Genomic DNA, 22,946 nt, shown 5'->3' with positions numbered 1-22,946 from the left:
CCCCGACCGAGTCCGGATACCCAGTCGAGCGAAGGAGCCAGACATGACACGACCGATCACCCTGTTCACGGGACAGTGGGCCGACCTGCCGTTCGAGGAGGTGGCGCGGCTTGCCGGGGAGTGGGGCTACGACGGTCTCGAGATCGCCTGCTGGGGCGATCACCTCGACGTTTCCCGGTGGGATGACCAGGAGTACGTCCAGGGCCGCCTCGACATCCTGGCGCACAACGGTTTGAAGGTCTGGACGATCTCGAACCACCTCGCCGGTCAGGCCGTGTGCGACGACCCGATCGATCAGCGCCACCGCGATGTCCTCAGCGACCGCGTGTGGGGCGACGGCGATGCGGAGGGCGTGCGTCAGCGTGCGGCCGAGGAGATCAAGATGACCGCGCGGATGGCTGCCGCGCTCGGGGTGAAGACCGTGGTCGGGTTCAGCGGCTCGTCGATCTGGAAGGGCGTCGCCATGTTCCCGCCGGCATCCGACGAATGGATCGCCGCGGGCTACCAGGACTTCGCCGACCGCTTCCACCCGATCCTCGACGTGTTCGAGGAGGTCGGGGTGCGCTTCGCGCTCGAGGTGCATCCGTCCGAGATCGCCTACGACTACTGGACGGCCAAGGCCACGCTGGAAGCGATCGGGCACCGCGAGAGCTTCGGCATCAACTTCGATCCGTCGCACTTCATGTGGCAGCAGCTGGACCCGGTGGCGTTCGTCCTCGACTTCGCGCCGCACATCTTCCACGTGCACGTCAAGGAGTCGATCACCAACCTCGACGGACGCAACGGCGTCCTCGGGTCGCACCTGCCGTGGGCCAACCCGCGGCGCGGGTGGACGTTCGTATCGACCGCGCACGGCGAGGTGCCGTGGAACCCGCTTTTCCGCGCGCTCAACGCGATCGGCTACGACGGCCCGACGAGCGTCGAGTGGGAGGATGCCGGCATGGACCGTCTGCACGGTGCTCCGCAGGCGCTCGAGTTCGTGCGCGAGCTGAACGCGATCACGCCACCGGCTGCGGCCTTCGACGCCGCCTTCTCCAGCAAGGACTGACGCACAAGGGTGGGCCGGACGAATCCCGGCCCACCCGCCGCCGTCACCCGCGGAAGGCGTCGACGTTCTCGCGTGCCCACTGCGCGAACGTCCGCGCCGGCTGTCCGGTGAGGCGCGTGACCGCATCCTGGACGATCTGGCCGACTTGCGGCGGGTTCTTCGCCAGCTCCACGCCGAAGGCCACGTACTCCTCGCCGTAACCGAGCGACCGGAGGCGTTCGCGCTCCTCGTCCTCGGTGAGATGGATCCACTCGACAGGCTCATCCAGGGCAGCTCCGATGCGTGCCGCACGCTCGGCCGGCGTCAGCGCCTCCGGCCCCGTCAGATAGTAGACCTGCCCGTCGTGCCCGTCCTGCGTGAGCAGGACGATGGCGACCGCGGCGATGTCGTCGGCGTGGATCATCGCGCTCGGCCAATCGGCGAGCGTGCGGACCCGCCGATGCCCGGCGACCTCCGGGGCCCAGTCCAGCGCATTGGTCATGTACTCGACCGGCGCGAGCTGCGCCCACGGCACGTTTCCCGCACGCAGCGCCGGCTCGAGCGTGCTCTCGTTCCAGCCGCCGAGCACGCTGACGCGCCGGACCCCGGACGCCGCGGCCAGCGCCACGAGTTCCTCGCCGTTCTGCAGCGGCGCACCGGTCGCCCCGTCGAACGTGATGAAATGCACGGCTTCGCACCCTTCCATGGCAGCGCGCATGCTGTCGAGATCGGTCAGGTCGCCCTGCACGGCGACGACGCCGTCGGGGAACCGGGCACGATCCGGACGGCGTGTGAGGGCGCGGACGCTCTCGCCCCGTTCAGCCAGCTGCGCCACGATGCGTCGCCCCACGTTGCCCGTCGCTCCGGTCACCAGAATCGTCATGGTCGGTCCTCTCGTTGGTTGAGGACTTCAGTCTCTCGAGGGTTCAGGACAGATAATGTCCGCAATCGAAAACGGTCTCTCGCGATTCCGATCACTCTCCCGTGACCGGTCACATCCATGGCAGGATCGGACCCATGCCTCTCGTGCCTGCCCGTCTCGAAGACGTGACCGTTCAGGATCCTTATCTGCGCAACGCCGCCGCCAGGACGCTCGAATACGTTCTGAGCCTCGACCCGGAACGGCTGCTGTTCTCCTTCTACCGGCTCGCCGGACTTCCCCCGACGACGCCCGAGGGCTACGGCGGATGGGAACGCGAAGAGGGCACGCGCTTCCAGGGCCACTTCTTCGGGCATGTGATCTCCGCGCTGTCGCAGGCGTACGCGTCGACAGAGGATCCCGAGACCCGCGGTGCGATCCTCGAACGCCTCGGCACGGCGGTCCACGGTCTCGATCGGTGCCAGGCCGCGTACGCGGTCGCGCATCCGGATGCCGCCGGCTACGTGTCCCCGTTCCCGATCGACCTGCTGCCCGGCGGAGGAGACGGCCTGCTGGTTCCGTTCTACAACCTGCACAAGGTGCTCGCCGGCCTGCTCGATGCCCATCGATACGCGCCCGCCGAGATCGGCGCGGTGGCGTTGCGCGTCGCGAGCGGATTCGGCGCCTGGGTCGAGGACTACGCCGCGTCCCTGGACGACCCGGCTGTCATTCTCGACACCGAGTACGGCGGGATGAACGAGGCGCTGTACCGGTTGCATGCGATCACCGGGGAGGCGGTGCATCGCCGTGCGGCCGAACGGTTCGACGAGACCGAGCTGTTCCGTCGCCTCGCGGCCGGTGATGATGTGCTCGCCGGGCGGCACGCCAACACGACCATCCCGAAGCTGGTGGGTGCGCTGATGCGGTACACGGTGCTGACCGAGGCAGCGAGCGACGCCGACCGACCCGATCTCGAGATGCACCGAGCGGCGGCCGAGAACTTCTGGCGGATCGTCGTCGCCGAGCACACCTACGCGAACGGCGGCAACAGTCAGTCCGAGCACTTCCACGCCGCAGGGACCCTGTTCGCGCGCGCGAACAACGGTGCCGTCACGGGGTACGGCGAGAACTCCACAGCCGAGGGCTGCAACGAGTACAACATGCTCAAGCTCAGCCGAGCCCTGTTCGCCCTGACCGGCGAGGTCCGGTACGCGGATTACGACGAAGGAACGTTCCTCAACAGCGTCCTGGCGTCCCAGAACCCGGAGACGGGAATGGTGACGTACTTCCAGCCGCAGCGAGCCGGGTACGCGAAGGTGTTCGGCGAACCGTACGACCAGTTCTGGTGCGACCACGGCACCGGTATCGAGAGCTTCACCAAGCTCGGAGACGGCATCTTCGCGTTCGATGGGGATGCCGTCGTCGTGAACCAGTTCCGCTCGAGCGAACTGCGCCTGCCGGAGCGGAACCTGCGGCTCACGCAGACGGCCGACGTGCCTCGGGAGGAGTCGGTGCGCATCCGCGTCGACAGGCTCGACGACGGTCGGCCGGCGGGGGAGCGCATCCTGCGCCTGCGGGTACCGTCGTGGATCGCGGGTGCGCCGGTCCTGACCGTCAACGGTCGGCCCGCCCCGGCCGAGGCGGAGAGCGGGTACCTCGCCGTCGCCGTGTCCGCAGGAGACGAGGTCCTGTACACGCTGCCCGCCGAAGTCCGCATCGACGGCGGGACCGAGAACGAGAACTGGGTCGCGTTCACATACGGCCCGGTGCTGCTGGCGACGGAACTCAGCCGGGAGAACGTCGACGCCACGTACACGGCGGGCGTCCTGGTGCAGATGGGGGTCGCGGATCCGTCGCTTGCGGGCGAGGTGGTCGTCGACGACCCCGCCGAGTGGAAGACGTCCATCGCCGACAACCTGGTGCGCCTGCCGGACGGGCCGGGCGCTGGCGGGTTCTCGACGATGCGGTTCGCGCTGCGCGGCGTCGACGAGGAGTCGGCCTCCCTGATCTGGGAGCCCTACTTCAGTCTGTACGGCGTCCGCTACGCGACGTACGTCACGCTCGTCGAACGCGGGACGGTGCCGGAAGCCGCGTCGATCGGGCCCCGCGTGATCGACGCGCTGACGTCGTTCGACAACAACAACTCGGAGGCGGACAAGAACCATCGCTTCCACCGGTCGAGCGTCGGTGTGCGCGACGGCGAGCAGTACCGCGAGGCCGATGCCGAGGAGGGCGCGTTCTTCGAGTACGACCTCATCGTCGATCCGGACGCGGCGAGCACCCTGCTCGGCATCCGATACAGCGGCCGGGATGCCGGCCGCACCTTCGACGTGCTCGTGAACGGCAGGCGGTGGCGGAACGAGACCATCCAGGATCCGCACGGCGACGGCGCGCTCTACGAGCGGGTAGAGGAGATCCCACGCGAGATCCTCGCGGCAGGCGGATTCAAGAACGACCAGCGCGGCGGCTTCGCGCAGGATGCCGCCGGTCGGCGCATCCCGATCCTCACCGTCCGATTCCAGAGCGACGGCACCTCACCGGTCGGCGGCGTCTTCGGCGTCTGGACGGCGGTCGGATAGGGCCGATGACGGTCCGTCCCGACTCGCTACGCTGATCGCATGACGCGCGTCACCCACCGCTTCGCAGCCGGCCTTCGAGTCGTGTTGACCCGATTCCCGGTGACGCTCGCGCTCGTGCTCGCCATCCTGGTGTGCGGCGTGGTCTGGCGGGGGCTCTGGATGCCGTTCGAGCAGAGCGACGCGTTCGACGCCGTGGCTTACGGCCTGCCGGCGCTCGAAGCCGGACGCTGGTGGACGCCGATCACGGGGACGTTCTTCGTCGTCCAGCCGTGGGTGTATCTGCCGACGCTGATCGGGCTGTGGGGGCTTGCCGTTCTCGAGTACCTGCGCGGGTGGAAGATCGCGCTGCTGTACTTCTGGATCGGTCAGCTGTTCGCGGTGTTCGCCTCCGCGCTCGTGCTCTGGCTGTGCGCGCTGGCACCCCAATGGCACTGGGCCCAGGAGCAGGCGGGGTCGCTCGACGTCGGCGCCAGCGCCGGCGCCTTCGCGTGCATGGGCGCGGCCGCAGGGCTGCTTCGGTCTCCCTGGCGCGTCCGTGTCTGGCTCGTCCTCATCGCGACGGCGACGGTGGCCCTGCTGTTCCTGGGAACGGTGGCGGACCTCGAACACATGACCGCGCTGCTGCTCGTGCTCTTCGTCGATCGCTCGCTGCGCGTGCAGCGGACGACCGTGCGGGAGCAGCGGCTGATCGCCTTCATCGGGATGCTGGCCTTCGCCGCGATCGACATCATCTTCGCCCTCGTCCCCACCGACGGGCCGTTCGGCACCTCCGAGCCGCTGTCCGGGTCGCCCTGGACGACTGTGCTGGATGTCGTCATCATCCTCGTGATCGCGAACGGACTGCGCCGGGCTCGTCGCTGGGCCTGGGTCATCGCGCTCATCCTGCTGGCGGTGAACGTGCTGCTCGCCGCACTGCTCGCCGCTCTGATCGCCCTCGAACGCGCCGTCGGAATCGAAGACGCCATCAGCGGCGACGTGTCGATCGACATCGCCACCGGCGCCGTCGCGCTCGTGCTGATGATCTACCTCATCTGGGTGCGACGCGCCTTCCACGCGAGGCGACGCGGCACGCTGGGAGCCGGCGACCCGGCCCCTGTCGATGAGGTGAAGGAGACCCTTCGGGCGCACGGCGGCGGCACGCTGTCCTGGATGACGACGTGGGAGGGCATGCAGTACTCGCGCACGTCAGCGGGGCTCGTCGCGTATCAGCGTCACGCCGGGGTCGCGATCGCGCTCGCCGACCCGCTCGGCCCCGAAGCGGGACGGGCCGAATCCGTCGGGGAGTTCATCGCGTTCGCCGAACGCGCGGGGCTCACGCCCTGCTTCTTCAGCGCCGGCGAGCCGACCTGCCGAGCGGTACCGGCATCCTGGCGCAGCCTCGTCGTCGCTGACGACACGATCGTCGACCTGGTGGGTCTCGAGTTCACGGGGAAGAGGTGGGGCGCGGTTCGGACCTCGATGAATCGGGCCGGACGGGAGGACATGACCTTCCGGATGAGCCGGCTTCAGGACGAGCCCTGGGGAGTGCGGGCGCAGCTGCAGGCGATCTCTGCATCCTGGGTGGGGGACAAGGGCCTGCCGGAGATGGGCTTCACGCTGGGGACGCTCGATGAGGCCGAGGATCCGGAGGTGCGCGTCGCGCTCGCCGTCTCCCCGAGCGGTGACGTGGACGGGTTCCTGTCCTGGCTGCCGGTCTACGGCGAGGGCGCGGTCCGCGGGTGGACGCTCGACCTCATGCGACGGCGGGACGGCGGGTTCCCGCCGGTCATGGAATACCTGATCGGGATGTCGGCTGCCGCGTTCCGCGATGAGGGGGCGCAGATCATGTCGTTGTCCGGCGCGCCGCTCGCCCACGACTACCCGCCGGACGCGCGCATGATCGCCGAGTTGAGCACACGTCTCGCCGATGCGCTCGAGCCGCTGTACGGGTTCCGCTCCCTCCACCGTTTCAAGGAGAAGTTCCACCCCCGCTACGAGACGCTGCATCTGCTGTACCGGGACGAGGCGGATCTGCCGCGCATCGGCGCGGCGCTCACACGTGCGTTCCTGCCGGACGCGACGCTCCGGCAGTTCGCGGGTGCGGGCCTCGACCTCGTCCAGCGGTGATCGCCGGCGCGGCGTCTCGTGGGCACCGCACCGGCGATCCGCGGTCGACGCGGCTGTCAGGCGATGGCGCGGAGGCCGTCGACGAGGGGCGTCGTCGGGCGCCCGATCAGGCGGGCGAGCGTGCCGTCCGTGTCGGCCAGGGCGCCGGTGCGGATGCCGGCATCCAGCGCCGTGACGAACCCGATCGTGCCGGCATCCAGCCCCGCGTTCCGCAGTGCGGCAGCGTGCTCCTGGGTCGACAGCGGGGTGTATTCGACAGGGCGACCCGTGACCTCCGAGATGGCGGCCGCCAGGTCGGTGAAGGTCCACGCCACGTCACCGCCGAGCTCGTACACCTGACCGAGATGTCCGTCTTCGAGCAGCACGACGGCGGCGGCGTCCGCGAAGTCCGCTCGACTCGCGGATGCCACTCGGCCGTCGCCGACGCTCGCGGCGAGGACTCCGGTCGCGGAGGCCTGCGCGAGGTCGCCGGCGTAGTTCTCGGTGTACCAGTTGTTGCGCAGGATCACCGCGCGGACGCCGGACGCTTCGATGATCTCTTCGGTCGCCTTGTGCTCGGGAGCGAGGACGAGGTCGCTCGTGGTCGCCTTCGGGGCACTGGTGTAGACGAGCTTGGCGACTCCGGCATCCTTCGCGGCGTCGACGACCGCCTTGTGCTGGTCGACGCGCCGGCCGACCTCGGAGCCGGAGATCAGCAGCACCGCGTCGACGCCGTCGATCGCCGCCGTCACCGTCTCCGGGCGGTCGTAGTCGAGCTCGGCGACGCGGACGCCGAGATCCGCGAGCGGCGCGGCCTTCGTGGTGTCGCGTGCCCCGGCGACGATCGATGCGGGGTCGGTGCCGCGGGAGAGGAGGCTGTCGATGACGAGGCGGCCGAGGTTGCCGGTGGCTGCGGTGACGAGGATGGTCATGGAGTGTCCTTTCGTGGTGACCTCCTGCGCAACTCGCGAGCCGGGTGCAACCTTCCCGATCATGGGTACCCACTTTGATGTAAGGTACCCACATGACGGTGAGTTTTGCGCAGATAAAGGAGACCGCGCCGGGTGTCTTCGAAGAAGGCTGCAGCACGCGGGTCGTCCTCGACCACGTCATGAGCAAGTGGGGCGTGCTGGTGCTCTCGGCGCTCTCCGATGGCACGCTGCGGTGGGGCGAGTTGCGTCGCACCGTCGTCGGCATCAGCGAGAAGATGCTCGGCTCGACCCTGCGCACTCTCACCGAAGACGGTCTCGTTCATCGCGAGTCGCTTCCCACGGTCCCTCCGCACGTCGAGTACAGCCTCACCCCGCTGGGCGAGGACCTCATGGAACGCATGCTCCCGCTGGTCGGCTGGGTCGCCGAGAACTCCGATCGGATGCTGGGGCGCGATTAGGCTGGGCGGGTGAGAATCCGCCTCGACATCGCCTACGACGGCACCCATTTCCGGGGCTGGGCCAAGCAGCCGGGGTTGCGCACGGTTCAGGGGACACTTGAGGCGGCGCTGGCGCGCATCGTCGGTTCCGATGTGCAGTTCGTCGTCGCCGGCCGCACGGATGCCGGAGTGCACGCGAGCGGACAGGTCGCGCACGTCGATCTGGACGACGCCCAATGGTCGCGCATCGAGGCGCGGCACGGCCGGGCCGCGCACGATCCGGCTGGGTCCATCGCCGGTCGCATGCGAGGTGTGCTCGGCGCGTACCCGGACGTCACGGTCACGCGCTCCGCTCTCGCGCCCGACGGCTTCGACGCGCGGTTCTCGGCGGTCTGGCGTCGCTATCGCTACCGTCTCGCGGACGACGCGGCCGGGTTCGATCCGATGCGCAGGAACGACACCACCAGCATCCGCGGGTCCCTGGACGTCGAGGCGATGGATGCCGCGGCCCGCACGCTCATCGGGCTGCACGACTTCGCGGCGTACTGCAAGGCGCGCGAAGAGGCGACCACCATCCGGACCCTCCTGGACTACCGCTGGCGCCGCGATGACGACGGCGTCCTCATCGCCGAAGTGAAGGCGGACGCGTTCTGCCACAGCATGGTGCGTGCGCTCGTCGGAGCGTGCGCTGCCGTGGGGGAGGGACGCCTGGATGTCGCCGACGTCGTGGTCCTGCGCGACGCGCTGGTTCGGACGAGCGAGTTCAAGGTGCTGGCCGCCCGCGGGCTCACGCTCACCGAGGTCGGCTATCCCGCGGAGGGGCTGCTTTCGGCGCGCGCGGAGCAGACCAGGGCGCGGCGCGACACCGACGGATCGATGCTGGGGGAGCCCGTCGACGACGAGTGACGTCGTTCGATCTCCGTACGCCGAGGCGCTACCCCGTGCTCAGCCTCAGGGTCTAGCGTGAGAGACGATGAAGGTGATCTCCTACAACCTGCGCAAGCATCGGGCCGCCGGCGAACTCGATGCCCTCGTCGACGAGCACGGTGCGGACATCCTCTGCCTGCAGGAGTGCGACGTGGCTGCGCTTCCCGATCGCGTCGGCGACCTCGTCCTCGCCCAGGCGACCCAGGGCAATCGCCTCGGGCTCGCCGTCTTCTACCGCGAGAACACGTTCCGGCTTCATTCGCTGCGAGCCATCGAGCTGAAGAAGTCGCTGCACGATCGGATGCTCAAGCCGGCGCACGAGCGTGTGATGGGCGTGCGGCTCTACGACATCGACGACGGCCGCGAGATGATCGTGGCGTCGTTCCACGCCGCACCGCTGACGGCACTCAACTCGTTGCGCCGCAACCAGATCCGCAGCGCGCTCACCGAGCTCGAGCGCCTGGGCCCCGGCATCCCGATCCTCATGGTCGGCGACTACAACTACCCGGTGTTCAAGGAGAACCTCGGCCAGACCGTGCGCGACCACGGGTACACGCTGACGCTGTCGGACGAACGCACCTACACGCGCTACCGCGTGTTCAAGGGGCACTACGACTTCGCCACCTCCGAGGGCTTCGATATCGAGAGCATCCGCACGCTGCCGCAGCGGGCGAGCGATCACCGCCCGATCCTGATCACGGCGCGGCTGGAGTAGGCGACACTCCCGGGTTTGGGCATTCGCCTCCGGATGCCGTAAGCTAGCCCTTTGGTGCCATACTGCGGCACCGCGAACGTGAGCCCTCCACTGGCGTGTTCCCCCGAGTTTCGGTGAGAACCACCCCGGAGTGGGATTCACGAACTCCTCCGTTCGAACAAGAAAGCAGCACTATCGTGACGCGCACTTACACCCCGAAGGCCGGGCAGATCCAGCGTGACTGGGTCGTCATCGACGCCACCGACGTCGTTCTCGGTCGCCTCGCCTCGCACGCTGCAGCGCTCCTGCGCGGCAAGCACAAGCCCACCTTCGCCAACCACCTCGACTCGGGTGACTTCGTCATCATCGTGAACGCCGACAAGGTCGCGCTCACCGGTCAGAAGCTTCAGAAGAAGATGGCCTACCGCCACTCCGGCTACCCGGGCGGCCTGAAGAAGGTCTCCTACGAAGAGCTGCTGGAGAAGAACCCCGTCCGCGCCGTCGAGAAGGCCATCCGAGGGATGCTCCCGAAGAACAGCCTCGGCCGCCAGCAGCTGGGCAAGCTCAAGGTCTACGTGGGTGCCGAGCACCCGCACGCCGCCCAGCAGCCCCAGACGTACACCCTCGACCAGGTCGCCCAGTAAGCGCCGCAACGACTAAGGACATACTCGTGGCTGACATCCAGGACTCCACCGAATTCCCGCAGAACTTCTCGACCGCTACGCCTGAGACCGAAGCAGCGGCGGAGGCGACTCCTCGCCCCGTGCTGAGCGTCCCCGGTGCTGCCGTCGGCCGTCGCAAGCAGGCCATCGCCCGCGTGCGCCTCGTCCCCGGCTCGGGCACGATCACGGTCAACGGCCGTACGCTCGAGGACTACTTCCCGAACAAGCTGCACCAGCAGCTGATCAACGACCCGTTCACCGTGCTGAACCTGCAGGGTGCATACGACGTCATCGCCCGCATCTCGGGTGGCGGCGACTCGGGCCAGGCCGGCGCCCTGCGCCTCGGCATCGCCCGTGCCCTGAACGGCATCGACGTCGAGAACAACCGTCCGACCCTGAAGAAGGCCGGCTTCCTCTCGCGCGACGCTCGCGTCATCGAGCGCAAGAAGGCCGGTCTCAAGAAGGCCCGCAAGGCGCCTCAGTACTCGAAGCGTTAAGCCAGACAGCCCTTATGGCACTGTTCGGCACGGACGGCGTGCGAGGTCTTGCCAACGGCATCCTCACCGCCGACCTGGCGCTCTCCCTGGCCCAGGCGACTGCAGTCGTCCTGGGCCAGGGTCGTACTGCGGAGGCACGCAAGGCGGAAGGCAAGCGGCTCACCGCCGTCGTCGCCCGTGATCCTCGTGTCTCCGGAGAGTTCCTGGCCGCCGCGGTCTCCGCCGGCCTCGCCTCCTCCGGCGTCGATGTCCTCGACGCCGGGGTGATCCCGACTCCGGCTCTGGCGTTCCTCGTCGCCGACCGCGACGCCGATTTCGGTGTCATGGTGTCGGCGTCGCACAACCCCGCGCCCGACAACGGCATCAAGATCTTCGCCCGCGGCGGCGTGAAGCTGCCCGACGTCGTCGAGCAGCGCATCGAAGCGGCGATGACGGGCGAGAAGCTGCTGCCCACCGGCGCTTCGGTCGGCCGCATCCAGCGGTTCTCCGACGCCGAGGACCGCTACGTCGTGCACCTGCTCGGCTCGCTGCCGAACCGCCTCGAGGGCCTCCACGTCGTCCTCGACTGCGCGAACGGGGCGGCGGCCGGCGTGTCGCCGGAGACCTTCCGGGATGCCGGGGCCGAGGTCACCGTGATCGGCGCCGACCCCGACGGCATGAACATCAACGACGGTGTCGGATCGACGCATCTCGACCAGCTGGCCGAGGCCGTCGTCCGTCTCGGTGCGGATGTCGGCATCGCCCACGACGGCGACGCGGACCGCTGCCTCGCGGTGGACGCCGACGGCAATGCGATCGACGGCGACCAGATCATGGCCATCCTCGCGATCGCCATGAAGGCCCGTGGGCACCTCACCGACGACACGCTCGTCGCGACGGTCATGAGCAACCTCGGTCTGCACGTCGCCATGCGCGAGCACGGCATCACGGTGCGTCAGACCGCGGTCGGCGACCGGTACGTCCTCGAGGACATGAACGCGAACGGCTACGCCCTCGGCGGCGAGCAGTCCGGCCACGTCATCATGAGCGAGTTCGCCACGACCGGCGACGGCCTTCTCACTGGTCTGCACCTGGTCGCCGAGATGGCGCGCCAGAAGAAGACTCTCGCCGAGCTGGCGAGCGTCATGACGGTGTATCCGCAGGTGCTCATCAACGTCCGAGACGTCGACAAGGATCGCGTCGCAGACGACGAGGGCGTGCAGGACGCGGTCCGAGCCGTCGAGCAGGCGCTCGGTGACACCGGGCGCGTGCTGCTGCGGAAGTCGGGTACCGAGGCGCTCGTGCGCGTCATGGTCGAGGCGCCGGATGCCGAGTCGGCGCAGCGTCACGCAGAGCACCTGGCGGACGTCGTCCGCGAACGTCTGTCGATCTGATCCCTTTCGAAACGAGAACGGGATGCGTCCCACGAGGCGCATCCCGTTCGTCGTTTCAGCGCGGCGCGCCGACGGCTTCCCGGTGGTCGCCGCCTGCGCGCTCCGGAACGGGCGTTCGTCGCGCGCGCTCCCGCGACGTCGTCAGTACCGTCCGCACCACCAAGCATCCGACGATCGTCCCCAACGTGTTCGCCACGACATCCGAGATCGTCGGGACTCGGCTGGGCAGCAGCGTCTGCGTGAGCTCGATCGTCGCGCTCGCCGAATAGCCCACAAGGATGATCACCCAGGGCCGCAGGCGCGGCCAGCCGGCCGCCAGCAGGACTCCGAGCGGCACGAACAGGGCGATGTTCGCCAGGAACTCGAAGATCGTGTCGCTGGTCGAGAGCGAGATGCCCGTGAGGTCCGAGACGAACCGTGCGATGCGGAACGCGATACCCGTCGCGCGGGACGCGACGGACGCAGGCAGGAACACGATCAGGGCCAGCCCGATCACATAGGGGACGATCAGCACGCGTGCGGTGACGGTGATGATCGAGGGACGGGATGCCGGCATGAGGAGAGCCTAGGCCGGATGCCTGGGCGTTCCATCCCGTCGCCGCGGAATCATGTTCAGATGCCGGCGCCGTTCCAGCTCATCGATTCGATGTACCGCAGCAGCACGCCCTCGCGCAGCGCCCACGGCGACACCTCGAGCTCCTTCACGTTCAGCATCCGCATCGCGGTGTGCAGAGAAACGGCGGCGCCGACGATCTGGAAGGTGCGATCCGGCGTGATGCCCGGCAGCTCCTGCCGTGCGGACGCGGGCAGGCGCGCGAGGCGCGGGATCCACGACCCCAGCTCCTCGCGGGGCAGCAGCATCCGATCGATGCCGGACCATCCGGGCACGGGATAGCCGACAAGTCGGGCGAGGGAGCGGATGGCCTTCGACGAGCCGACGACGTGATCGGGGCGGGGGAGCGCGGCGAATGTGGGAGTGACCTCGGACAGCACCGCGACGGCGTGCGTGCGCAGCCGCTCGACGGCATCCTCGCCCGGCGGATCCTCCGGCAGGAACTCGATCGTCGTTCGGCCTGCGCCGAGCGGGACGGATGCCGCGGCATCCGGGATCTCGTCCGACCCGGCCGCGATCTCCAGCGACCCGCCCCCGATGTCGAGCAGCAGCAGCTGCCCGGCCGACCAGCCGAACCACCGGCGGACGGCGAGGAACGTCAGCTCCGCCTCGGTCTCGCCGTCCAGTACCTGCAGGGGCTGGCCGAGTGCCGTCTCGATGCGGGCGATGACCTCGTCGCCGTTCGTCGCCTCGCGGACCGCGCTGGTCGCCGTCGCGAGCAGGGCATCGACGTTCTCGGAAGCCGCGACGGTCCGCGCCCGCCTGACCGCATCCTCGAGGGCGCGCACGCCCTCCTCCGAGATCGAGCCGTCCGTGGTCAGGTAGCGCATCAGGCGCACGACCGTGCGATCGCTCGTGGTCGCCAGAGGCCGACCACCCGGGCGGACATCGGCGGCCAGCAGATGGACGGTGTTCGACCCGATGTCGATGACTCCCAAGCGCACGGAGAAAGCGTACCGGCGCGAAAGCGCAGCCGTGAGCGCGATTACACGCGCTCTGCGAGCCAGCGAGCCTGCCGGACCCACTGCGCGGCCTGACCGCCCTCGTGGCCGTTGAACAGGTACGCCTCGATCTCCGTATCCGTCGACGCGAGGTGGTTGTACGCGGCATAGACGCTGGACGGCAGCACGATGCCGTCCATCAGCGCCGCCGAGAACAGGGCCGGCTGGTGGATACGGCGCGCGAAGTTCACGCCGTCGAAGTACGACAGCGTCTCGAAGACCTGCTGGATCCTGCCGCGATGCACCGCGAGGTACCGCTCGATCTCGACGTACGGCGGCTCGGGCGTCCGCTCGACGGACCTGCGGAAATGGCACAGGAACGGGACATCGGGCATCACGGCGAAGACGTCCGGATGCAGAGCCGCCGCGGCGATCGAGATGCCGCCGCCCTGGCTGCCACCGGTCACACTGACCCGGTCGGCACGCACGAACGGCAGCTCGCGGACGGTGTCGATCGCCCGCACCGCATCGGTGAACACCCGGCGGTAGTAGTACGTCTCCGGGTCCTCGATCCCGCGCGTCATGAAGCCGGTCGACGCCGATCCCGACCCGTGCGGATCCGGAGTGTCGCCGCCGCTGCCCCAGTTCGACCCCTGGCCGCGCGTGTCCATGAGCACGTGGACGTATCCGGATGCCGCCCATTGCAGGCGCTCGCCCGGGATGCCGCGGCCGCCGCCGTATCCGATGTACTCGACGACCGCGGGCAACGGCTCCTCGGAGTCGGGGCGGGTGACCCAGGCGCGGATCGGGTCGCCGCCGAAGCCGCTGAAGGTCAGATCCTCCACGATCAGACGGTTCACCGGCGTCTCGGCTGCGACGAGGGTCGGGGGTGTCGCGGACGCACGCGCCTCGGTGATCGTGCGCTGCCAGAACGCATCGAAATCGGCGGGTTCCGCCACGTCGGGGCGGTAGGTCTCGAGCTCCTCGAGGGAGAGATCTGTCAGTGCCACCGCATCACCGTAGCGGACTCGGGGCGGATGTGTCGAAGCGTTTTCCGGGCCCGCTTGCGAAGCGCTCCGGAAACGCTTATGGTTTGTGTCGAAGCGTTTCGATGGAGATTCGACACTCGAATTCGATCGCACGCGAAACGAGATTCGACGGCGAGTGGAGACATCGATGACGACGCGACGTGAGAGCGCTCTCAATCGTTACGCGGGTGTGACGCCCGCGGCGTTGACGGATGCCGGAGCGTCGTGGTTTATTCAGTCGAAGCGATTCGACATTCCGGCGGGCGACGACGCCCCTGACGCGCAAGGCATGGCACGATGACGACCACGACCCTGACCGAGACGATGGTCACGCAGCTCGACGACGTCGAGAACCCGTCGCGCAGGCGACGCCGTCGCCGCGACCGGCAGCAGGCAGGCGGGCGCAAGTCCTACGGGATGTTCCTCGTCATCCTGCCGTTCATCATCCTGGCCTTCCTGTTCTCGTACTTCCCGTTGTACGGCTGGATCTACTCGCTGTACGACTACAAGCCGGCGCTCGGCCTGTCCGGATCCGAGTTCGTCGGACTCCAGTGGTTCCAGATGCTGGTGAGCTCGCCGACGCAGGTCGCGCAGATCTCCCAGGTCATGGCGAACACGCTGGCCATCAGCTTCCTCGGCATCGCCACCAGCGTGCTGCCGCTGGCCTTCGCGATCTTCCTCAACGAGATCCGGGCGCCCTGGTTCCGCAACGCCGTGCAGACCCTGACGACACTGCCGAACTTCATCTCCTGGGTGCTGGTCTACATGATCGCGTTCTCGCTGTTCTCCAGCTCCGGCCTGGTGAACAACGTCCTGGGGGACTGGGGTCTGATCACCGCCCCGATCAAGTTCCTCGACACCGACCAGAACGTCTGGCTCACCATGACGCTCTGGAGCATCTGGAAGGGCCTCGGCTGGGGCGCGATCATCTACCTCGCCGCGATCGCCGGCATCGACCAGTCGCTGTATGAGTCCGCCGAGATCGACGGAGCCGGCCGCTTCCAGAAGATGTGGTACATCACGATCCCGCAGCTCATGCCGACCTACCTCGTGCTGCTGCTGCTGTCGATCGCGAACCTCCTGAACAACGGGATGGAGCAGTACTACGTGTTCCAGAACGCGTTCAACAAGGAGTGGATCCAGGTCCTCGATCTGTACGTCTACAACATCGGCATGACGGGCAACAGTCTGTCGATGGCGACCGCGATCGGGATGCTGAAGAGCATCGTCTCGGTCATCCTCCTGTTCACCGTCAACGCCATCGCCAAGCGCGTGCGCGGCGAATCGATCGTCTGAGAGGCGCGCCATGACCACTCTGACCGCACCCCCCAAGCGCCCTGTCCGGCCGACCGGGCCGCGCAGCCGCAAGCCCGACGCCGAACGCCACGGCGGCGACGTGATGTTCGCGATCGTGAACTACACGGTGTTCGCCCTGCTCGTCGTGCTGTGCGCGTACCCGTTCTACTACCTGATCATCAACTCGATCAGCGCGAACGACGTCTCCGCGCTCGGCGACGTCCGGCTGTGGCCCATCGACGTGCACCTGGACAACTACAAAGAGGTCTTCCAGCTCAACGGCCTGCCGCTCGCGGCCGCGGTCAGCATCGCCCGCACGGTGATCGGAACGGTCTTCACCGTCCTGGCATCCGCTTTCCTCGGTTTCATGTTCACGCAGAAGAAGATGTGGGCCCGCCAGTTCTGGTACCGCTTCATCATCATCACGATGTACTTCTCGGCCGGCCTGATCCCGGTGTTCATCATCATGAAGAACCTCGGCCTGACCAACAACTTCTGGGTGTACGTGCTGCCCTTCATCGTGCAGCCGTTCTTCATCATCCTCGTGAAGACCTTCGTCGAGTCGATGCCCGAATCGTTGCAGGAGGCCGCAGAGCTGGACGGCGCGAACATCGTGCAGATCTTCTTCAAGGTGTACCTGCCGAACATGACGCCGATCCTCGCCACCGTCGCGATCTTCTCCGCGGTGGCTCAGTGGAACAGCTTCCAGGACACCCTGATCTACATCACGGACCAGAGCCTGTACACGCTGCAGTACCTGCTCTACATGTTCATCAACCAGGCTTCCAGCCTCGCCCAGGCCGCGCAGAACGCCGGCGGCGACCTGTCGGGCATCGTCTCGGCGGCGACGTCCCAGACCCCGACGTCCATCCGGATGACCGTGTCGGTGATCGTCGTCCTGCCGATCATCTTCATCTACCCCCTGTTCCAGCGCTTCTTCGTGAAGGGCATCATGCTGGGCGCCGTCAAGGGCTGACGGCAACGCCCCGGAGATGCGCGCACCCAAGAAAGGAAAGCAATGAAGCTGAAGAGGAAAGCCGCGCTCGGAGTGGTCGCACTCCTTGCGGTCGGGTCCCTGGCCGCGTGCAGCGGTGACCCGGCCGAGACCGATGAGTCGCAGGTCGACTCCTTCCCGACGGAGTGGGAGGAGGAGATCACGATCGACGTGTTCGACGGTCTCGCCAACTACATGGGCATCCAGGAGGGGTGGTTCGGCGAGCTCGTCAAAGAGAAGTTCAACATGAAGCTGAACATCATCGCCCCCAACGTCGCCGGCGGCGGCGACACGCTCTACAACACCCGCGTGTCCGCCGGAGACCTGGGCGACCTGATCATCACGGACAAGGGTGAGAAGCTCGACGAGCTGATCGAGGGCGGACTCGTGTTCGACGCCTCGAAGTACTACCCGGCGATGGACGAGCTGGACCGGTTCGAGAAGGCGGTCGACAAGTTGAACGAGGGGAAGGAGGGCGTCTACGCCTTCCCGACCGCCGTCTCCGGCATCCAGCCGACCCAGCCCAGCGAAGGCCTGGAGCCCACCTTCGGCGCCTACCTGCGCTGGGACCTGTACTCCCAGCTCGGATACCCCGAAGTCGGCACGCTCGAAGACCTTCTCCCGGTGCTGAAGGACATGCAGGATCTGCAGCCCACCGCTCCCAACGGCAAGAAGGTCTACGCCCTCTCGCTGTTCAAGGACTGGGACGGCAACATGATGAACAACGTCAAGCAGCCGATCACCTACTACGGCTACGACGAGCTCGGCTTCGCGCTCGCCAAGGCCGACGGCTCCGACTACCAGGGCCTCCTCGACGACGACGGCCAGTACCACCGCGTGCTGGAGTTCTACAACGAGGCGTACCGCATGGGCCTGGTCGACCCCGAGTCGACGACGCAGAACTACGACACCCTGTGGTCGAAGTTCCAGAACGGCCAGGTGCTGTACTCGTGGTGGCCGTGGCTCGGACAGTCCGCGTACAACACCGACGAGAACATGAAGGCCGGCACCGGCTTCATGCTGGTCCCGATCGAGGATCAGACGATCTTCTCGTATGGCGCCGAGGCGTACGGCGGCAAGCAGGTCTTCTCGATCGGCTCGCAGGCGGAGGACCCCGAGCGCATCGCGGCGTTCATCGACTGGCTGTACTCGACCGAGGGCACCTACACGAACAACAGCCAGACGCAGGGTGCTGCGGGTCCTGAGGGCCTCACCTGGGAGATGGGCGACGACGGGCAGCCGAAGCTGACCGAGTTCGGCCAGGAGGTCTTCCTCACGGGCGACGCGACGGCACCCGAGGAGTGGGGCGGCGGCAGCTACATCGACGGCACCTCGGCCCTGAACGTCAGCGCCGTGCTCCCGAACGACATCGACGAGAACACCGGCCTGCAGTACAACTACCAGTTCTGGCCGCACTACCAGGAGCTCACGCAGAACGAGTTGAAGGCCGACTGGTCCTCGCACATGGACGACGCGACGAGCACCATGGAGTACCTGAAGGCGAACGACGAGCTGCTGGTCGCCCCCGGCGCGAGCTACACGGCCCCGGCGGACGACTCGCAGACCGAGGCGCTGCGCAACCAGGTCAAGGCGCTCATCGTGCAGTACTCCTGGCAGGCGACTTTCGCCGAGAGCCAGGCGGACTTCGACAAGCTGTGGTCCGAACTGCAGGAGACCGCGAAGGGCCTCGGCTACGAGGACGTTCTCGAGGTCGACCTCGACCGCGCCAAAGAGCAGAACGATGCTCGTGAAGCGGTGGCGAAGGAGTTCGCGGAGTAAGCGAGGCGTATGTGCGGAGGGGCCCGGCTTCGGTCGGGCCCCTTTCGCGTGCCGGGGGTGTGTGGCGGGGTGCCGCGTGGGACGGGTCGCGTGTGGTCGTCTCGGGGTGGTGGAGGCGGCGATATGCGCCACCTTTCGGGGGCGGGCGGCGGTTACCGCGTGAGGAGGGGTCGTGTGTGGTCGCCTCAGCGCGGCGCACGCGGCACAACGCGCCACGCCCCGACGCGGTGCCCGGCGTCAGCCGCGGCGGGCGAAGACGCTGCGGAACAGGAACGCCGTCGTGTACGCGCCGACCGAGAAGCCGATAGTGACCAGGATCACGCCGGACATCGGGAACACGATCGTGATGCACACCAGCGCGATCGGGACGAGCAGTATGCCGAGCGTGCGCACCGGTTCGGCGGCGGGCAGCAGCAGCGCGTTCCTGAGCGCCTGGCGGAACGGCGTGGTGAACGCGGCCGTGAGCGCCATCGCGAACAGGAACGCGGCGAACAGGTAGATGGCGGCCACCGTCGCGATGATCGTCGCAGCCCCGGCCAGCAGGCTCGGATGCGACGCCCAGAACACGGCGCTCGCCGCCAGCAGCACCATCGGCACGGCCAGGCACAGACCGAGCAGCGTGGCGCGGACGAAGTTGCGCCCGAACGCGGGGAAGTAGTCCTTCACCGGACGCCCGCTCTCGTCGTCGGAGTAGCGGATCGTCACCTCGTACAGCGCGCTCGTCGCCGCCGGGATCGTCACGACGGGGAGGCACGTGGCCAGGTACATCAGGTTCAGGGCGACGAATCCGAGGAACGAGGACATCCCCTGGAGCGTCCGGCTCTCCGGGTCGATCTTCATGGCGCGGAGATGGATGCCGCGGCATCCGCTGTCGATTCCAACCGGGGAGCGAGCAGCTGGACCGGCGGCTGGTCCCGGCCCTCGAGCAGCCCCAGGATCGCGCGGGTCGCGCTGGCGCCGAGCTCCTCGGCCGGCACGTCGATGCTGTCCGTCAGCGACGGCACCGTCCGCGCGATGTCGGCCGGGCACAGGGCGATCACATCCAGGTCGCGTCCATCGGGCCCGGTGTCGAGATGTCCGGCCACGTAGGGCAGCGCCCCCTCGTTGTGGAACAGGATGCCGGTGACCTCGGGGTGTTCGGTCAGGATCTCCTCGACCGTCGTCACGGACTCCTGACTGCTCGGGCAGGCGTGCACGGTGGCATCCAGCCCGAGCTCCGCCGCCGCGGCGAGGAAGCCGCGGTTCAGGCGGTCCACGTACGATGTGTGCCGGGCGATGACCTCCGCCGGAGCCCCGATCAGGGCGACGTGCGTGTGCCCGAGCTCGGTGAGACGCGTGGCAGCCAGGCGACCCGCCGCCTCGAAGTCGAAGTCCACGCACGCGATGCCGTCGGCGCCGGCCGGGAGTCCGATGAGCACCGAGGGGGTGGGGAGATCCTCGAGCGCGGCGATGCGCGGGTCGTCGGATTCGATGTCCATGACCAAGAGCGCATCGACCATGGAAGCCCGCGCGGCGCGGCTGAGACCAGCCGCATCATCGCTCGTGAGCAGCAGGATGTCGTACTGGTTGGCGCGGGCTTCTCGGACGACACCGGCGACGATCTCCATCACCACGTGCACGTCGACGCCGGAACGCAGCGGTGCCTGCAGGCCGATGACGTTCGTCGAGCGGGAGGCGAGTGAGCGCGCGCTGGCATGCGGGCTGTACTTCAGGTCGGCGATGGCCTGCTCGACGCGATCCCTCGTCTCCTGCGAGATGGTCCGTTTGCCGCTCATCACATAGGACACGGTGGATATCGACACACCGGCTGCGCGTGCGACCTCGGCGATCGTCACCATCTCGGCTCCTTCGGCTCGATGATCGTCTCTTCTCCCGGATGCAACTCTCGGACGGTCTCGTCGACCCCCGGCCCCGAGATCACGACCGCACGCGCGGTATCAGAGCGCAATCGTACCCGGGTGACGCGATGACCCCGCCACGTCACGTCGACGCGCACGCCTCCGCGGGCGCGCAACCCGTGCACGGCACCCTCGCCCCACGCGGGGGGAAGCGCCGGGAGCAGCCCGATGCGGGTCCGCACGGCGTCCGTGTCGTGGGACTGGACGAGCGCTTCGGCGATGCCGGCCGTGAGCCCGAGGTTGCCGTCGATCTGGAACGGCGGATGGGCGCTGAAGAGATTCTCGTAGACGCCGCCGCGCTGACCGGCGGCATCCTGCGCCGGCCGCAGCGACAGGAGGATCTGATCGTGCACGCGGGCGCCTTCGCCGAGCCGCGCCCACATGGCCAGCCGCCATGCGAGCGCCCACCCGGTGGACTCGGGGCCGCGGGCCAGGATCGCGTCCGCGGCAGCCCTTGCCAGCTCGGGTGTGCTCTCAGGCGTGATCATCGCGAGTGGATACAGCCCGACGAGGTGCGACAGGTGGCGATGCAGCGGCTCGGCATCCTCGACATCCGCACCCCACTCCGCGAGGCGCCCATCCGGCAAGGCGCGCAGGTCGGGCAGCAGCGCGGTCACGCGCACGAGCTCGTCGAGCCAGCCGGGCCGGGCGCCGAGCAGGCGAGCCGCCCGAACGCACGTGCCGGCCAGCTCACGCAGCAGCGTGACGTCCATCGTGGTGGACTCTCCGAGCGCGCGCGGAACGCCGGCGTCGTCCAGATACCTGTTCTCGGGCGACGTGGACGGACTCGTCCAGGCGCGCGCGCCGTCGGTGCGGATCCAGTCGAGCGCGAACAGCGCAGATCCCTCCAGCACCGGCCAGATCTCCGAGCGGAGGCGCTCCACATCGCCGTCGAACGTGAACGCATCCCACAGCTGCAGGCTGAGCCAGACGCCTCCCATCGGCCAGAACGCCCAGGCAGCATCACCCGAGCCGCCGCCGACCGGCGCGGCGTGCCCCCAGGCATCCGAGTTGTGGTGCATCGCCCAGCCGTCAGCGCCGTGCAGCGCGCGGGCGACGACGCGTCCGGTCGTCGCGGCGACGCGGCCGACGAAGGCGCGCAGCGGCTCGAGGCACTCCGGCAGACCGGTCGCATCGGCCGGCCAGTAGGCCATCTCGAGGTTGATGTTCGACGTGTACGCGCTCGACCAGGGGCCGGGGAGCTCGGCGTTCCACAGGCCCTGCAGCGTCAGAGGGATCGATGCGCGGCGGGAGGAGGAGATCAGCAGATAGCGCCCGTAGTGGAACGCCAGCGCGGCGAGCCCCTCATCCGGACGCTCCTGCGCCAGGGCGACCCGCTCGTCCACCGGCAGATCGTCGGCTCCTGGGGGCGACGGCAGCTCCAGGGCGCAGCGCGCATACAGCTCCTGGTGGGTGCGGATGTGCGCATCCCTCAGCGTCTCGGCGTCCGGCAGCGGAACCGTCACCATGGCGCGCTCGAGGGCGGTCCGGACGTCGGCCGGCGCACCGGGCAGACCCGGCGCCGTCGCGGTGCCGATCAACAGCAGATGCTCCCGCGCCGCAGCGGTCGTGAGAACGCCGTCCGCCACGTCAGCCGTGACCGACGAGCGCACGGTCACCGCGGCGGTGCGTCCCCGTGCGTCGTCGTAGCTGATCGGCTCATCGGCGTGGGCATGCGCTGGAGCGACGTCGATCGGGAGGAGCCATTCGAAGCCGAGCGCGTCGTCGCCATGGTCGACCCGGTGCGGACGCAGCTGACTTCCGACGCTCACCCGCAGCCGGATCGGCTGGTCGGCGACGACGCGGTGCACGACCGCTTCGGTCGCGGCATCCGCCCACGTCTCGTGCCGGACCGCCCCGGCATCCGAGGTGTATTCGTGCGCGGCGATGGCGGTCCGCAGGTCGAGGATGCGGCGCAGAGACGCGCTGTCGGCCGTGACGGCCAGGAGTTCGATGTCGACGTGGCCGAGCGGCAGATAGGCCTGCCCCCACGGAGTCTGCTGGCGCTGCACGAGCCGCTCGGCTTCGTCGCCGTCGCCGCGTGCGATGGCAGCGCTCGCCGCCGCGAGGACGTCGGGGCCGCGATCCGCGATCCCGGCCAAGGGGTCACCGCCGGGGAGTCCGGACCACGCCGTGATGTCGTTCAGGTGCAGGCGTTCGCCCGCGAGGCGCCCCTCGCACATCGCTCCGCGGATGCTGTCGCCGACCGGGAATGCGGCCGTCCACCGCTCGGCGGGGCGGCGCAGATGGAGGAGATGGAGGGCGTCTGCGACCTCGATGGACTTCGGCACGTGGCTAGTATATGTTCTCGTTGTTGAAACGCTT

Annotated in this window: 20 protein-coding genes; 12 read left to right on the top strand and 8 right to left on the bottom strand. The window is 68.4% G+C overall.

Annotated features, from left to right (window positions below):
• The first annotated feature begins 43 nt into the window (after positions 1-43).
• Positions 44-1,048: a sugar phosphate isomerase/epimerase family protein gene (locus OED01_RS12225; RefSeq protein ID WP_264155557.1), complete on the top strand. Its 1,005-nt coding sequence runs from the start codon at positions 44-46 to the stop codon at positions 1,046-1,048.
• 43 nt (positions 1,049-1,091) lie between these two features.
• On the opposite strand, the gene OED01_RS12220 is transcribed toward OED01_RS12225, so the two are convergent.
• Entirely contained in the window at positions 1,092-1,910 is an 819-nt protein-coding gene (locus OED01_RS12220) for an SDR family oxidoreductase (RefSeq protein WP_264155556.1), read from the bottom strand.
• Between the two features lie 134 nt (positions 1,911-2,044).
• Here OED01_RS12220 and OED01_RS12215 point away from each other — a divergent pair, with 134 nt between their 5' ends.
• Together OED01_RS12215 and OED01_RS12210 are read left to right on the top strand one after the other, a co-directional pair.
• Positions 2,045-4,465 (top strand): glycoside hydrolase family 127 protein, encoded by a 2,421-nt coding sequence (locus OED01_RS12215; protein WP_264155555.1) that lies wholly within the window; start codon positions 2,045-2,047, stop codon positions 4,463-4,465.
• A 39-nt stretch (positions 4,466-4,504) separates the two neighbouring features.
• A complete protein-coding gene (locus tag OED01_RS12210; protein ID WP_264155554.1) occupies positions 4,505-6,571 on the top strand; it encodes a bifunctional lysylphosphatidylglycerol flippase/synthetase MprF in 2,067 nt (688 codons plus the stop codon).
• Between the two features lie 56 nt (positions 6,572-6,627).
• Here the strand turns inward: OED01_RS12210 and OED01_RS12205 are convergent, their stop codons facing one another.
• Positions 6,628-7,482 carry an SDR family oxidoreductase gene (locus OED01_RS12205; RefSeq protein ID WP_264155553.1) on the bottom strand — a complete coding sequence of 285 codons (855 nt, stop codon included), beginning with the start codon at positions 7,480-7,482 and terminating at the stop codon, positions 6,628-6,630.
• A 92-nt stretch (positions 7,483-7,574) separates the two neighbouring features.
• On the opposite strand from OED01_RS12205, the gene OED01_RS12200 reads away from it, so the two are divergent.
• The 6 genes from OED01_RS12200 (at position 7,575) to glmM (ending at position 12,072) form a co-directional block, all read left to right on the top strand.
• Positions 7,575-7,940: a winged helix-turn-helix transcriptional regulator gene (locus OED01_RS12200; RefSeq protein ID WP_264155552.1), complete on the top strand. Its 366-nt coding sequence runs from the start codon at positions 7,575-7,577 to the stop codon at positions 7,938-7,940.
• A 9-nt stretch (positions 7,941-7,949) separates the two neighbouring features.
• Positions 7,950-8,825, top strand: a complete 876-nt coding sequence (truA, locus tag OED01_RS12195; protein ID WP_264155551.1) for a tRNA pseudouridine(38-40) synthase TruA — start codon at positions 7,950-7,952, stop codon at positions 8,823-8,825.
• Positions 8,826-8,892: 67 nt separating this feature from the next.
• Positions 8,893-9,561: an endonuclease/exonuclease/phosphatase family protein gene (locus OED01_RS12190; protein ID WP_264155550.1), complete on the top strand. Its 669-nt coding sequence runs from the start codon at positions 8,893-8,895 to the stop codon at positions 9,559-9,561.
• 176 nt (positions 9,562-9,737) lie between these two features.
• Entirely contained in the window at positions 9,738-10,184 is a 447-nt protein-coding gene (gene rplM, locus OED01_RS12185) for a 50S ribosomal protein L13 (RefSeq protein WP_264155549.1), read from the top strand.
• A 26-nt stretch (positions 10,185-10,210) separates the two neighbouring features.
• On the top strand, positions 10,211-10,699 hold the full coding sequence (gene rpsI, locus OED01_RS12180) for a 30S ribosomal protein S9 (RefSeq protein ID WP_264155548.1): 489 nt from the start codon (positions 10,211-10,213) through the stop codon (positions 10,697-10,699).
• Between the two features lie 14 nt (positions 10,700-10,713).
• On the top strand, positions 10,714-12,072 hold the full coding sequence (gene glmM / locus OED01_RS12175; protein ID WP_264155547.1) for a phosphoglucosamine mutase: 1,359 nt from the start codon (positions 10,714-10,716) through the stop codon (positions 12,070-12,072).
• Positions 12,073-12,127: 55 nt separating this feature from the next.
• Here the strand turns inward: glmM and OED01_RS12170 are convergent, their stop codons facing one another.
• The 3 genes from OED01_RS12170 to OED01_RS12160 are packed head-to-tail and all read right to left on the bottom strand — an operon-like array spanning position 12,128 to position 14,636.
• Positions 12,128-12,628 (bottom strand): VanZ family protein, encoded by a 501-nt coding sequence (locus tag OED01_RS12170; RefSeq protein ID WP_264155546.1) that lies wholly within the window; start codon positions 12,626-12,628, stop codon positions 12,128-12,130.
• Between the two features lie 56 nt (positions 12,629-12,684).
• Positions 12,685-13,629: a Ppx/GppA phosphatase family protein gene (locus OED01_RS12165; protein WP_264155545.1), complete on the bottom strand. Its 945-nt coding sequence runs from the start codon at positions 13,627-13,629 to the stop codon at positions 12,685-12,687.
• Positions 13,630-13,670: 41 nt separating this feature from the next.
• Positions 13,671-14,636 carry an acetylxylan esterase gene (locus OED01_RS12160; protein ID WP_264155544.1) on the bottom strand — a complete coding sequence of 322 codons (966 nt, stop codon included), beginning with the start codon at positions 14,634-14,636 and terminating at the stop codon, positions 13,671-13,673.
• 315 nt (positions 14,637-14,951) lie between these two features.
• Between OED01_RS12160 and OED01_RS12155 the strand changes: the two genes are divergently transcribed.
• Genes OED01_RS12155 through OED01_RS12145 form a run of 3 tightly spaced genes read left to right on the top strand, consistent with a single transcriptional unit; the run spans position 14,952 to position 18,723 of the window.
• On the top strand, positions 14,952-15,950 hold the full coding sequence (locus OED01_RS12155; RefSeq protein WP_264155543.1) for an ABC transporter permease: 999 nt from the start codon (positions 14,952-14,954) through the stop codon (positions 15,948-15,950).
• A gap of 10 nt (positions 15,951-15,960) precedes the next feature.
• Positions 15,961-16,926, top strand: coding sequence for a carbohydrate ABC transporter permease (locus OED01_RS12150; protein WP_264155542.1), 966 nt, complete (start codon positions 15,961-15,963; stop codon positions 16,924-16,926).
• 42 nt (positions 16,927-16,968) lie between these two features.
• The gene (locus tag OED01_RS12145) at positions 16,969-18,723 is read left to right on the top strand and encodes a type 2 periplasmic-binding domain-containing protein (RefSeq protein WP_264155541.1); all 1,755 of its coding nucleotides are present in this window, start codon (positions 16,969-16,971) and stop codon (positions 18,721-18,723) included.
• 237 nt (positions 18,724-18,960) lie between these two features.
• Here the strand turns inward: OED01_RS12145 and OED01_RS12140 are convergent, their stop codons facing one another.
• From OED01_RS12140 to OED01_RS12130, 3 genes are read right to left on the bottom strand one after another with little or no spacing between them, the layout of a single operon-like run.
• Positions 18,961-19,563 carry a YesL family protein gene (locus tag OED01_RS12140; RefSeq protein WP_264155540.1) on the bottom strand — a complete coding sequence of 201 codons (603 nt, stop codon included), beginning with the start codon at positions 19,561-19,563 and terminating at the stop codon, positions 18,961-18,963.
• A complete protein-coding gene (locus tag OED01_RS12135) occupies positions 19,560-20,561 on the bottom strand; it encodes a LacI family DNA-binding transcriptional regulator (RefSeq protein ID WP_264155539.1) in 1,002 nt (333 codons plus the stop codon). Before OED01_RS12135 ends, OED01_RS12140 begins: the two co-directional genes overlap by 4 nt.
• The gene (locus OED01_RS12130) at positions 20,555-22,912 is read right to left on the bottom strand and encodes a glycoside hydrolase family 95 protein (protein ID WP_264155538.1); all 2,358 of its coding nucleotides are present in this window, start codon (positions 22,910-22,912) and stop codon (positions 20,555-20,557) included. The genes OED01_RS12135 and OED01_RS12130 overlap by 7 nt, the downstream gene beginning before the upstream one ends.
• Between the last annotated feature and the right edge of the window lie 34 nt (positions 22,913-22,946).

Source organism: Microbacterium sp. M28 (assembly GCF_025836995.1).
Classification (GTDB): Bacteria; Actinomycetota; Actinomycetes; order Actinomycetales; family Microbacteriaceae; genus Microbacterium.
The sequence above is the reverse complement of the archived record's forward strand: the minus strand, read 5'-3'. Positions and strand labels throughout refer to the sequence as shown.